We start from the raw sequence: 14660 nt of genomic DNA, 5'->3' as shown, positions 1-14660 counted from the left end.
GGGGATTTTCATTTTTAAGATTGACTTAGCTTTGTAAAGTCAAACGTCGTAATCGGTGCTGCTTGCTCTATGTCGGAGCGGAAGCTAGCGAGCATGGCCTTCTCTTCATCTCCGATGGTAGCCAAATCAAATGCTTGATGCAGCAAGCCATAGATTAGCACGTGACGTAAGCGAAGGAAGTCAGGAATGTAGGCAAGCCACTCATCCCCAAGCTCATTCTCTTCACGATAGCCTTTAAGGAATTGCTTCATAAAGTTTCCTGCAAAAGCTGCTTTGTCTTCGTATGGAATGACTGGGTACCACAACACATTGTATAGCAAAATGCTAATGTCGTTCATAAACCAGTTGTACCCGATATCATCGAAATCAAAGGTCGTAATTTTGCCTTGATCCCAGTGGAAGTTTCCGTGATGAAGATCCGCATGAACCAATCCGTACGTATCCTGATTTTTCGGAAGCTTTGCCAGCTTTTCCATCAACCGATCCGCTTGTTCGAATACAAGCGTCTGATCGGCTGGGACATACTTACGTAATTTAAGCTGCTCCTCTTCATCCCACTCTTGTCTTTTATATCGCGGATCTGACAGCTGATAGCTTTTTGTCAGTTTATGCATGCGGCCTGTGTACTGTCCAAGGGCATAAAATAATTCATCGTTCCAGTCTGCCTCTTCGACTTTATGGCCTGGTGCTTTTTCATAGACCCGCAGTAAAAATGAACCGCCTTGCCCATCGTCTACTTGCTCGATATCACGGCCATTTAATGAAGCAATTGGTTTTGCAACCGAAAGTCCGCCCTTCGCTAAGTGATGGAGCCATTCCATTTCACCTAAAATATAATCAGGTGATCTGCGGATGGTATGGGTAATTTTTAAAATGAAAGACTCTCCGTCTTTTTTAAGTTCATACACATAGTTTTCTGCATCTGCGATAAAGTGGATGTCACTTCGCTGGACTCCGTATAAATGAGTGGCCTCATCTAAAATTTTTGATTCTTCATATATGGCTTTTACATCTTTATGCATGCTGATTCTCCCTCTTCATATATTTTGCTAATTCTCGAATGGTGTGTTTTTCAGCAAAATTCAAATCATCAACATACCAACCCTTCTTTTCAATCTCTACTTCCATTTTGACAGCAAGTAAAGAATTTCCTCCTAAATCGAAAAAGTCGTTGTCAATTCCTACTTTTTCCACATGAAGAATGTCACACCAAATCTCAAGAAGCAATGCCTCGCGTTCATTGGTTGGCTGTGCGTAAAGTCCCTGATCCTGCGTTAGTTCCGTCTTTAATAATGAACGCAGACCTTCTTGATCATGTACCTTAAGGGCTTTTACATACCCGCTGTGCAGCGTTTGATCTGTTTGAATCGATTCCCATGTGTAACCTTCAGAAGCTGAATGACTTGCTGTCTCCACCCTTTGACCCTCTATTTCTTCAGCCGGGTGCTGACGAGGTGACAGGTGTTCAACGATCTGAATGTGATCGCTCAGTGAACCGATTTCTTCCACTTGTATACAGTATGTTTGCTGCTCCTCCATCTCCTGCATCTGGTGCTCTTTCATAAATGACTTGAATAGCTCATTACGTCCAGTCGATGCAAATGTGAATTCAATAGAAGAAAGCTGGTGCTGACGGCTATATTCAGCGAGCCATGTCAGACATTTTTGCTCAATCCCTTTCCCTAGAGCACGGCAGCTTAGCATCCATGCATCAATGATCAAGGTTTCGCCTGCATGATGAGCCAAGATCGCCCCTACAATTCCTTCATGACTGAAGCGATCCGCTGCCTCGATAATCCAGCCCTGAACATGCTCATTTTCCATCCGCTCTCTCAGCTGCTGTTCATCAAAGCGCTGATCATTTAAGCGGAATTGGTTAATGCGACTGCTCATTTGCGCCACGCGGGCAAGGTGCTTTTCTCCCCACTCTGTTACACTCATGTTCAAATTCAAATCTTGTAAAAATTGCTCCATTGACGGCGATTCTGCTTTCTCTTTTTGACGAGCTTTTTCAGCCTTGTAGCTCGTTGTTCGCCCTCTATCTTCTTCTGTGACATCATAGCGGTCAAATGCCCAAGCATGCTGAGCGAATAATGGGATCGCTTTTTCATTGGCAGGTAGTAGCAGTGTCATCACTTCAGGCAGCTCTTCATTCATACGCAAGCACTGAGCAGGATCATCGTCTAAGAAAATAAACTGAGATAATGAAAGATTCAGTGAATCTGCCATCTCTTTGAGATGTGCCGGTTTACTTTCCCAGTTGATCCGCCAGTCGACAATATCGTCTTTTTGCAAGATCATATCTGGGTGGTTTTCAAACACGCGCCACACATCTTCTTCATTATTCCTGCTGCTTAAGACAAGCAAGAGACCTTCTTTTTGCTTTTGTTTTAAAAAGCGCTGAAGCATTTGATGTTCTGGCGTAATATCGATGCCTTCTATACCGTCTTCTGAAACGACACCTCTCCAAAGCGTGTGATCACAATCAATGGCCGCTACCTTAAATGGTGCACCTTGCCATGCAATGAACTCGCGTGCGACTTTTGTACCGATGGCTCCACAAAAGACTTCTGTGAATGGGAGATGTGCGGCTTGCTCTCCTTTTGCATCAAAGATGTCATCTATCTGATAGTGCTTCGCAAGCTGACGGCAGTCGATTAATTGAACACCGTCTATCTCAGATAATTGAGCAATCCACTCTCGTTCCACATCTTGCAGCGTGTCTTTAAGAGCAGCACTTATCGGCAGAATCCCAACAAAATATAAGTTATGTTTCGTTTTTGATTTCAGAACGTTTGCAAGTTCTTCAGCATGCTCTGCAGCCAGTTTTTTCTTTTCTTCCAGTGAGAGGTGAGCTGGACCTGTGATATCCTCTAAACGAATGAGCAGAAGGTTCGCACCGTTTTTCTTCTGTGAGATAAGGCTGCACTCATTTAGTAATTCCTGATATACCTGCCCATACGGTGCAAATTGAACATCAAGCTGCACATCAAACTGCTTGGTCCAGTACTGAATGTAAGGTGCGATTGGATCTGCTGTAAATGTCGAGCTAACTGTAAGTACGAGCGGTGCTTTTTCCTCTGCACGCTCCCTTTTCTCTTTTGCTGCCTGTTCTTCTTCCTCTGTAAGCACATCGAAATCCTTGAGCAGTTGATCAGGTGTTTGAACAGCCTGTTCGACCAAGTGCTCGAAGTGCTTGACGAACGCTTGCATTGTCTCATGTTTAAACAGCGCAAGATTGTATTGAAGGACGCACTTTAACTCACCTGTTACTTCTCTGACAACATCCATTTTCATATCGAGTTTGGATATTCCCTTTGCAAACTCATGTGTTTCGAATGTTAGTCCATCGGCTTCGATTTTAATATTCGGATCGTACTCATTATGGTAGATGAGCATTGTATCAAAGAATGGATTGCGATGCGGTCTTGTTTTTGGATTCAGATGCTCAACCATTTGGTCAAATGGGTACTCTTGATGGTCATACGCATCCAGCAATACTTGCTTTGTCTGCGCCAGTTGCTCTGTAAAGGTTGATTCTTGTACCATGTCTAGTTTAATTGGCAGGAAGTTTGTAAACATGCCAATTGTATGCTCGATATCTGCATGACGCCGTCCAGCCACAAGTGAACCGACAATCAGCTCCTCTTGATCTGCATAACGTGAGAGCAGCAGCCCATAGAGCTGGAACAAGATGACGTTATTTGTCAGCTGATACTGTTCAGCAAGCTGTTCAATTTTCTCAACGATGTGCGGTTCAATATTGAATTTGATCGCTCTTCCTAAGAAGGATTGTTCCTTCCGTTCAAAATCATATGGCATTGTCAAAGTTGGCACATTTGAGCCAATTTGCTGCTTCCAATAATCCTGCTGCTTTTGAAACATTTCGCTACGGAAATATTTGTCTTGCCATTCTGCATAATCTTTATATTGAACAGTGAGTTCCGGCAAGGTTTCCCCTCGATAGAGCTCAGTAAATTCTTTAATAAAGATGTTCATGCTCGCTCCATCCGCCACAATATTATGCATATCGACTAATAAGAGGTGATCGTGAGCTGCGATTTTCACAAAACGCACACGGATCAATGGTGCAGCCTTTAAATCAAATGGACGAATGAATTCATCGATTTGTGCTTCTAATCCTTCTTCATCAGCCTCTGTCATTTCAACAGCAAATTGGAAGTCATCATGGACACGCTGAACTGGTTCACCATCTTTTAATTCAAAGGTCGTTCGCAAGGTTTCATGACGATCAATTAATTGCTTGAAGGTCTGCTCAAAGCGCTCGACGACAATTTCCCCTTTACATCTCAGTGCCATCGGCATGTTGTAAGAGGTCACTTGACCAATACGCTGATGAATAAGGAATGTCCGTCTTTGAGCAGCAGATAATGGATATGTGTCTTTCTTTTCGACTGGTTCAATCTTGAAATATTGATGCTTCTCTGCCTTTTCGATGAATGCTTGGAGCTTTTCAATTGTCGGATTGTTAAACATGTCTGTGAGCGTTAGCTCTACACCAAACTCTTTGTGAATTTGAGAAATCAGACCGGTGGCATTTAACGAATGTCCGCCAAGCTCAAAGAAATGGTCGTCTCTTTCCACCTTTTCAATTCCTAAAATGTCTTTCCACATCCGCTGTAACGTTGCCTCAATGTCATTCGATGCGGCGGCATGGACTTGATTGTTTTCTTCTATTTCCTGCCCTTTGTTATCCTTTGGAACCACCATTTGCACACCTGAGGATGAAGATAATGCAGATGTATCTACCTTTTCAATCCAATATCGTTGTCGTTCAAACGGATAGGTCGGCAAGGATACTTTTTGATTTGATGTCTGATTTCGCAATTTTGTCCAGTCAACCGGCACCCCTTGAAGCCAGATGTCACCCAATCTTCCCAGCAGGTAGCGGTCGTCGGCTGCCTCTTCTTTTGGATGACGCATCAATGGAATCGGCTGCTGATGATGTTCCTTTGAAGCTTGGCGAATAAAGGCACTTAACGTATTCCCCGGCCCGACTTCAACGAAAATAGGATCAATCTCCGTTAATAATGTCTCTGCTCCATCACGGAAACGAACCGCTTGCCGCAAATGATTAGCCCAATATGCCGGGTCTTGCACTGCTTCATGGTCAATCCACGTACCTGTGACGTTAGAAATATACGGGATAGACGGCGCATTCAATTGATACTCGACTACCTTTTCTTTAAATGATGGCAGGATGTCATCCACCATTTTAGAATGGAAGGCATGAGAGGTGTGAAGCTTCCTGCACCCATGTCCAGCAGCCTCCAGCTTCTCAGCAAGTGCATCAATGGCTACGGTCTCACCTGACACTACGCACAATTCAGGACCATTTACTGCTGCAAGTGAAAGATCATCTGTTAAATATGGCAGCACGTTCTGTTCACTCAAAGGAACACTCAGCATAGAGCCTTTTGGAAGCTGGCTAATGAGCTGTCCGCGATAAGCCACAAGATCTACGGCATCTTCAACAGATAGTAAACCAGATACGGCAGCAGCCGTATATTCTCCAATACTGTGACCGATCAGTGCCTGCGGTTTGACGCCAAAATGAATCAGCAATTTAGCCAAAGCGTATTCCACACTAAACAGAAGCGGCTGCGTATATTCTGTTTGATTGATCAGCTGACGATCATCACTTGCTTCTGTTGAAAATAAAAGACGAAATGGGTCAACTGTGACATGCTGTTTGAATTGATTCAAGCATTGATCCAGCGCTTCTTTAAAGACTGGATATTTGTCATAAAGCTGACGCCCCATGTCTACATACTGAGATCCTTGGCCTGGGAAAAGAAAGACGACTGGACGGCTCGATGTTTGGGAGCTGGCCGTCTTGACCACCTCTTTTGACCTTTGATTCAGCGCCTGTAACATATCCGCCGTGTTACTTCCAAGAATGACACGTTTATGCGGGAAATGATGGCGCCCTGTTTGCAGCGTATAGGCAACGTCACTTAGACGAACATGCTGCTGATGCTGAAGTAAGTAGTCCGCAAGGCGATCCGTCATTTTTTCAAGAGCTGCTGGTGTTTTGGCAGATAATAAAAGAAGTTCACTATCCTCAGGGCTATCAGCGGCAACACGTGTAGCAGGTGCTTCTTCTAAAATGACATGAGCATTTGTTCCACCTATCCCAAATGAGCTTACACCTGCTCGGCGAGGAGATTCTTGCGTGCTCCATGGCGTCAAGTCTGTGTTTACAACGAAAGGCGAATTGGTAAATTCAATTTTTTCATTTGGTGTTTCAAAATGAATGGTCGGCGGAATCACTTGATGCTTTAAGCTTAAAACGGTTTTAATAAAGCCCGCGACACCTGATGCATCATTCAGATGACCAACATTTGATTTGACAGAGCCAATGCGGCAAAAGCCTTTTTTATCTGTATCAAATGCTTGCTTGAGCGCTTCAATTTCGATCGGATCTCCGAGGGTTGTCCCGGTTCCATGTGCTTCAATGTACGAAATGGTTTCAGGTTCCACCTCAGCCATTCGAAGTGCTGTCTTAATCGCTGAAACTTGACCTTTCGTACTCGGCGCTGTATATCCTACTTTTCTATTTCCATCATTATTAATAGATGACCCTTTGATGACAGCATAAATGTGATCGCCGTCTTCAATGGCATCCTCTAAATTTTTTAAAATAACGGCTCCTGCACCATCACCAAAAACGGTTCCATCGGCTTTGTTATCAAAGACGCGGCAATGCCCGTCAGATGAATGGATCATGCCTTCTTGATACAGATAGCCCGATTTTTGCGGCAGACGAATGGACACGCCACCTGCAACAGCCATATGACAGTCGCCGCTTAATAAAGCCTGAACGGCTAAATGAATCGACACCATCGAGGTCGAGCAGGCGGTTTGCACCACCATACTCGGTCCCTTCAGATTTAATTTATATGAAATCATCGTCGCTAAATAATCACGCATATTCAGAACGGCAGCTTCCAGTGTTTTCGAATCCTCACCTTGAGCCGCCCCTTGAAGTGCTCTCATGACCCATTCTGTATTGATCCCTGCACCTGTATAAAGACCGATTTGCCCTTTATATTCAAACGGATCGTACCCAGCGTCTTCAAGCGCTGTCCACACACATTCATGAAACAGTCTAAACTGCGGGTCCATCATGGCCGCTTCCTTTGGTGTATAGTCAAAGAAATCTGCATCAAATAATTCAACATCATCTAGCATCCCTTTTGCTTTAACAAAACGGGGATTTTTTAATAAAGCTTCATCTGTACCTTCACGCCGTAACTCTTCTTCTGTAAAAAAGGAGATTGTTTCTTTTCCCTTTTTCAGATTCTCCCAGTACTCATCTACATTTTTGGCCCCTGGAAAACGACCTGCAAGACCGATAACAGCAATTTCTGCGCCATGATAGTGATTCGTTGTATCATTCATTCTCGATTCCGCCTCTCAATCTTTTATTCCGTTGCTGTTTAAAACGAGCTCTTCGATCACCGGAAGTGACGACGGCTAGTTCTTCTTCCATCACTTCTTCCTTCGAGTCCTCAGAAGGCTGGATATATTTCGCAAGCTCTGCAACAGAAGGGTACGTAAACAACGTCACAACCGCTTCATTTGTTTGAAGTGCTTGATTTAACCGATTGGTGACTTGGACAATATCCAGTGAGCTTGCGCCGAGATCGAAGAAATTGTCGTGAATGCCCACTTGTTCCATGCCCATAAAATCCTGCCATACTTGGCAGATCGCTTTTTCAGTTTCATTTCGAGGCGCCACATATGGATTGCCCAGCTCTGGTCTTTCGTGCTTAGACACTTCATACGAATCCTCATCCGCTACAGTCTTAGGCTCTAGTGACAGCCATTGATCTATCCGTTCATCAAGATTTCCTGTGGACACGAGCATGTGTCGATTCTGCCGGCTAGACAGAACATACTGGAACAGCTCAGCACCCTCTTCTGGTAAAATCGCAAGCTCATTGATCGATTCACCTATTGTGGATTCTAGCTCACCCCAGAAATTCCACGCATCCCAGTTCACACACATCCACGGGGTTTGACTATGTTGATTAAGTCTAGCTGCAAATGCATCCATATATAAGTTAGCCGCTGAGTAAGCAGAGAATCCTAAGCCCCCAAGCAATGCACTAATGGAAGAAAAGAGAAGACAAAAGTCTGCTTGTTCTTGTTCCAGCAGCTGCTCTAGCACATCGAGCCCTTTCACCTTTGATTGGAATTGATCCTCTCCCTGCGCCAGTGTAGAAGGGATATCTTTGATTGCACGGAAGGATGTACTTCCTGGTAATCCTGCTGCATGGAATACACCATGAACGCCGCCATGCTTTTTGCGAATGGCATCAAATACATGTTTCATCTGATCCAGATCTCCTGCATTCGCCTGCACCGCTTCTACTGTTGCACCTAATCGTTCGAGCTCAAGCACCTTCTCAATTCTCGTGCGCTGCGCTTCATCGGCATTTGCTTGTTGAACATATGACGCCCATTCATTTCTTGGCGGCAATGCCGTTCTGCCAGTTAAATAAAGATGTACATTTCCTTCCTTCGCCAGCATCTTTGATAGAACAAATCCGATACCGCCTAAACCTCCTGTGATCAAATAAACACCATTTGGCCTGATCATCTTCGGAAGTCCATCTTCTTTTTGCAGCGGCAAATGCTTGTAGCTTTGCACCCAGCGCTTTCGATGACGATACGCCACAAGCTGGTCCTTTCCAGGCTGCATGATTTCCTGCACAATAAGATCGACAAGGACTTGTTCCTTCCAAGACATGACTTCTGGCACGTCTTCCACATCGATATTCCAGCACTTAATATGATGGTATTCCTGTGAAATCACTTTACACGGTCCAAGCATTGCACTTTTCTCTGCACATATCGTCTCATTGCCTGTAACTGGCTGAATTCCGCTAGTGATCGTAAACAGACGGCATTCTCGAATATTTTTTTGGGCAGCAATCGCTTGAGATAAGAAAATTAAGCTGTAATAGCCTTTTTCAATGTGCGCCTGAAAAGCGGCTTGACGATTCGAGTTGTCATCTTCTTTCGCAGCTTCCCATAAATGAAGAATCCGATGAATATTGATGCCTCTATTAGACAATGAATCTAGCATGTTTCGGTAGTGCTGGCCTTCTGCCGGATTGATCGTAAACGACTCATCTTGCTCTTGATAAGCTTCACCCTTTGTGACAGAAATGACCTTGATACCTTGTTGCGTAAATGAATGGGTAAACAGTTCATGAAAAGCATCCTGTTCCTTGAAAATGAGCCACGTTTGTTCTTCTGTTTCTTTTTTGAAAACTGGTTTTAGCGGCTGCTGCTCCCAAGAAGGCAGGTAGAACCATTCTTCCATCTCTTTTTTCTTCGTTTCTTTAGGAGCGGATAGCTGCGGAGACGCGGGCTTTCCTGCTTCAATCCAATATCGTTTCCGCTCAAATGGATAGGTCGGTAGCGATACGAGCTGACGTTCCTCTTGAGTTGGATGTTGCTGCGCTTTGACCTCGTAGCCCCCTGCCCATAGCTCTCCTATTCTCTTTAAGAAATATGCATGGTCATCCGCTTGTTCTCTCGTATGCCTCACCATATTCAGGACATCATGATGAGACTCCTTGTTTTCATGACGTTTCGCTAATGCCGTCAAGCTGTTTCCAGGTCCAACTTCAATGAGTGCTCGTACTTCATCCGTTAACAGCTGAGATAGACCTTCATGAAAACGAACGGTTCCACGCAGGTGGTTCGTCCAATAAGATGCTGTCATCACCTCTTCGCTTGTCGCCCAGGTGCCTGTCACATTCGATATAAACGGAATCGCCGGCTCGTGCAATTCTACTTTCTCTACGAATTGTTGAAACGCCTCAAGCATCGGCTCCATCATGTAGGAATGAAAGGCATGAGAAGTATGGAGCTGTCTTGTGACAATTCCTTTGTCTTGCAGTTTCATTTCAAATGCAGCGATATGCTCTTCTCTTCCAGAAACGACACAAAGGTCTTTTGCATTGACAGCAGCAACAGAAAGCGATTCATCGATCATTGAGATGAGCTCCGCCTCGGGTAATTGCACACTAAGCATCGCGCCTTTTTCCATGTCTTGCATCAATCTTCCTCTTGCCATCACGAGTGTTAATGCAGACTCGAGAGAAAAGACCCCTGACAAACAAGCGGCAACGTACTCGCCGATACTGTGTCCAATCATTGATTCTGGCTCAACACCGCTATGCTGAAGCAATTTGGCTAATGCATACTCAAATATAAAGAGAAGCGGCTGGGCATTTGACGTTTTTGTGATGTCTTCGTTCGTTTCATCCTCGGAAAAAACAATGCTCTTTAAATCCACTTGCTCCGTTTCCATTACATATTTAAAGCATCTATCTACTTCCCATTTGAACACTGGCTCTGCATCATATAATCCGCGCATCATACCAGCATACTGAGCGCCTTGACCCGAAAACATAAAGGTCGCTTTACGCCATTTTTTGCTTCGGAACACACTCGTTTCAAGCTGTTTCTGCTGCATCCATTCATCAGCAGACGCGAGTACGATCGCTTTTCGGTATGGAAATTGCTTTCTGCCATACCGTAATGTATAAGCAATATCTTCAAGCGGGACTTGAGGATGCTGGATCACATACTGCTTTAATCGCTCTGTCATTTCCGCCAAAGCAGTATCTGTTTTTGCAGATAAGACGAGCAGCTGCTTTTGGTTAGAAGCTGGCTTCTGCTTCGCCTGTATGCCCTCTTCTATGATCATATGGGCATTCGTTCCGCCAATACCGAAAGAGCTAACTCCCGCTCTTCTCGGACCATCTGCTTCCTTCCAATACAACGCCTTTTGATTCACATAAAACGGTGTATCTTTGAAAGGAATCTCCTGATTGGGTTTTTCATAATGAATGGTTGGCGGAATCGTTTTATGCTGTAGAGCCAAAATGGCTTTAAACAGACCTGCAATCCCTGCCGCACTATTTAAGTGTCCGACATTACTTTTCACAGAACCGATCGGAATCGTCAGCGGATCTGTCCCTTTGAACACTTGACTAAGAGCAGATACCTCAATTGGATCTCCCATGTTTGTCCCCGTACCATGAGCTTCTACATAACCAATGGACGCGGGGTCGATACCTGATTTTTCATACGTTTCTTTTAAAACCTCTGCCTGTCCTTCCACACTCGGAGCGGTAAAACCAGCTTTTCGGCTGCCATCATTGTTCACACCAACCCCTTTGATGACCGCATGAATCGGGTTACCGTCTCTCATCGCATCTTCATAACGTTTTAGCAGAACAATCCCCGCTCCATCTCCGAAAATGGTTCCGCTCGCCTCTTGGTCAAACGGTCGGCAATGTCCATCCTTTGATTGAATCATCCCATCTTGATAGATGTAGCCGATATTTTCTGGAGAACTAACCGTCACACCGCCTGCCAGTGCTGCATCACATTCTTGATTCAATAATGCTTGACAGGCCATGCCAATATTGACAAGTGAGGTCGAACAAGCTGTTTGCATGGTCACACTAGGCCCGTGTAAATTCAATTTATAAGAAAGCTGTGTACTAAAGAACTCACGATCATTTAACAGCATGGCGCTGAATTGCTCAGTTGCTTCCATTTGATGGGCAAAGCGCGTCAGCCACTCATGGTTTGGACTCGTTCCTGTATAAACGCCAATTTTCCCTGCCATTCGATCAGGGTCACAGCCAGCATCCTCCAGCGCTTCCCAAGCACATTCATGCAAGAGCCTGAACTGCGGATCCATTAGCTCTGCCTCTCTAGCAGAATAGTTGAAGAAGTCTGCATCAAAGCCTTCGATTTCTTGTAAACGACCTTTTGCTCCAATGAAATTCGGATGCTGGTAGACAGACGCATCCAGCCCTGCTTTCTTGAGCTCTTCTTCTGTGAAAAAGTGAATCATTTCCTCGCCATTCACAAGACGCTGCCAAAAGTCTTCTAGCGATGAAGCTCCCGGGAATCTTCCAGCCATTCCGACAATCGCAATATCCGTTTGCTCATGGGACGTGTTTTTTACTGGGCGAGAAGCAGGCGTTTGAATCTGTTCTGACTGTTCTTCAAACAAATATTCAGCAAGACTTGCCACTGTCGCAAACCGATACAATTGCACAGTGTCAATTTGCTTGTCCACATGCTCAGATATTTTCGCTGCAAGCTGAGAAATATCAAGGGATGTCGCACCAAATTCGAAAAATGGCGATTCATCATCTATTTGATCAAACCCAAAATGAGTTTGCACAATGTCGTGAATGTCTTTTTGTAAAGAAGCGAGTGAAGCAAAGACACGCTGTTCATTCTGCGGCTTTTGTGGTTCAATGGCTGCCATCGTATTTGTTTGTGCAGAGAAATCAGTTTTATGAAATGGGTACCCAGGTAGCGGAATACGCTGTCTGTTCTTCTCATCTGTTATTGGGAAAGCTAAGCCGACCCCCATTTCCCAAAGAACACCTGCGATTTGAAGCATGTCTCCATCAAGTGGTTCGGTTGTTTTTTCTGCTCCCTTTTCAACTACAATCCCTTGTTTCGTTGAAAGGTCAATGATCAAAGCTGGTGATTCTTGCTCAACTATTGGTGATTTTACAGGCTGATCCATAGTAAGAAGACCCTTTACAGACGATGGATCGAAAGTGGTTAGTTCCTCCCCAGTTTGCTGCAAGTAAACAGGCTCTTGGAGTGTCCTCTGAGGCAGGGAAGCCAGCCTTTGATTAACCGTCTCGGTATCATGAAGATGGTACACAATAGATGCCGCATCGTTTAGCTCAAGGCCGCCTGCTGCATATAAAGCTGTCCAGACGCCGCTACCTTCTCCAACCCATCCATCTAGTTCAATTCCGAGTGATCTTACCATGTTGGCAAAAGCCGATGTCATGATCAGCATCGCCACTTCTGATTGACTGCTTTGTTTAGGATGGAACAGCTCATCTTTTTTGATAGGTACCGCGGATTGAACGAGGCTTATGATTCGATCCACTTCTATTTTGAAAGAAGAATCTTTCTCATACAGCTTGATGTAATCACGTAAACCTGACTCATGATACCCCGTCAGCTTCATGCTGATCCGTTTATAAAAATGACTTTCTCTGCCTGCTGTCTCTTCATTCAGCAATTGCAGCTCCGCTAATAACTCTTCCCGCGTGGAACAGACAAACGCTTTTCGATATTTGAAAGCCTTTCTTCCACTTTGTAAGGTATAAGCTGCTTCACCAAGTGAGAGATCAGGATGTGAGGAGACATATTTCTTTAAGTTTTTTGTCACGTTCTTCAGATCATGCGTTGATCTAGCTGACAGCACGATTAATTCTTTGGACGAGGCGTTGCTGTTTGCTTTTCTCGGCTTTGCCTCTTCTAAGATGACATGAGCATTTGCTCCCCCTATACCAAAGGCACTGACTCCCGCTCTCCTTGGCAATTGAGATGTCTTCCACTCCTCTTTGTCTGTCCCAACATAAAATGGGGTTTGATCAAAAGAAATGCGGTGATTCGGTTTCTCAAAGTGCGGCATCGGGGCAAATTGACGATGATGTAGCATCATGACTGTTTTGATAAAACCAGCTACACCGCTTGCGGCATCTAAATGCCCAATATTGGCTTTGACTGATCCAATTCGGCAATAGCCTTGTTGATCTGTTTGAAAAGCACGGGTAAGCGCCTCAATCTCAATCGGATCTCCAACAGGCGTCCCCGTTCCATGCGCTTCGATATAAGAAATCGTCTCTGGTTCTGTCTCAGCCATTTCTAACGCAGATTCAATGACACTTGCCTGTCCACTCACACTTGGGGCTGTATAACCGACTTTATTGCTCCCATCATTGTTCGTTGCAGATCCTTTTACGACAGCATAAATAAAATCTCCGTCTTCTATCGCATCTTTTAATCGTTTTAGCGCAACAACGCCTGCACCTTCACCAAAAATGGTTCCTTTTGCTTTTTCATCAAACGGACGGCAATGACCATCAGGAGAATAAATCATTCCTTCTTGGTATTGATAGCCTGTGATTTGCGGCTGATGGAGTGTGACACCTCCTGCTAACGCAAGGTCACATTCACCGCCGATTAATCCTTGGCAGGCCATATGGATAGCAACAAGCGATGTGGAGCAAGCCGTTTGCACCGATACGCTTGGACCTTTTAGATTTAATTTATAGGCAATCCGAGAAGCAAAGGATGGGTCATTGAGATGCATGATTTGAAACACATCTTCGTTCTTTGCAAGTGACGACATATGCTGCCCCATCCACGATAGATTGCTAGATGCGCCGGCATAAAGTCCAATTAATCCTTCGTATTGCTCGGGCTCATAGCCTGCATCCTCTAGCGCATGCCATGTGCATTCATGCATCAATCGAATTTGCGGGTCCATAATAGATGCCTCTCGCGGAGAGTAGCCAAAAAAGTCTGCATCAAATGATGATGCATGTTTTAAATATGGCTTTGCCTTGACATAATCAGAACGTTTTAGCAGCGTTTCATCTACACCCGCTGCCTTTAATTCTTCATCAGTGAAAAACGTAACGGATTCTTTCCCTTGCGATACATTTTCCCAAAACGCTTGCACATTCGGTGCCTCGGGAAACGTACCTGCTAATCCTACAACTGCAATTTCAAGTCCAGATTCGCTCCATTGCTCTTGATCAGACATACGCTGCATT

3 protein-coding genes are annotated in these 14660 nt (G+C 44.6%); all 3 read right to left on the bottom strand.

Annotated features, from left to right (window positions below; translation table 11 throughout):
- Window positions 1-14: 14 nt before the first annotated feature.
- The 3 genes from MHH54_RS03535 to MHH54_RS03525 are packed head-to-tail and all read right to left on the bottom strand — an operon-like array spanning window position 15 to window position 14650.
- Window positions 15-1022, bottom strand: a complete 1008-nt coding sequence (locus MHH54_RS03535) for a phosphotransferase enzyme family protein (RefSeq protein WP_044141556.1) — start codon at window positions 1020-1022, stop codon at window positions 15-17.
- Window positions 1015-7425, bottom strand: a complete 6411-nt coding sequence (locus MHH54_RS03530) for an HAD-IIIC family phosphatase (protein WP_342500695.1) — start codon at window positions 7423-7425, stop codon at window positions 1015-1017. The genes MHH54_RS03535 and MHH54_RS03530 overlap by 8 nt, the downstream gene beginning before the upstream one ends.
- On the bottom strand, window positions 7418-14650 hold the full coding sequence (locus MHH54_RS03525; RefSeq protein ID WP_342500694.1) for an SDR family NAD(P)-dependent oxidoreductase: 7233 nt from the start codon (window positions 14648-14650) through the stop codon (window positions 7418-7420). The genes MHH54_RS03530 and MHH54_RS03525 overlap by 8 nt, the downstream gene beginning before the upstream one ends.
- Window positions 14651-14660: the final 10 nt, after the last annotated feature.

Source organism: Bacillus sp. FSL K6-4563, from assembly GCF_038630405.1.
GTDB lineage: Bacteria > Bacillota > Bacilli > Bacillales > Bacillaceae > Bacillus > Bacillus pumilus.
This window is presented reverse-complemented; position numbering and strand designations above follow the sequence as displayed.

Bases quoted from the DNA above. Each gene is read 5' to 3' on its own strand.
- MHH54_RS03535 (WP_044141556.1), bottom strand. From the start codon at position 1,022: ATGCATAAAGATGTAAAAGCCATATATGAAGAATCAAAAATTTTAGAT.
- MHH54_RS03530 (WP_342500695.1), bottom strand. From the start codon at position 7,425: ATGAATGATACAACGAATCACTATCATGGCGCAGAAATTGCTGTTATC.
- MHH54_RS03525 (WP_342500694.1), bottom strand. From the start codon at position 14,650: ATGTCTGATCAAGAGCAATGGAGCGAATCTGGACTTGAAATTGCAGTT.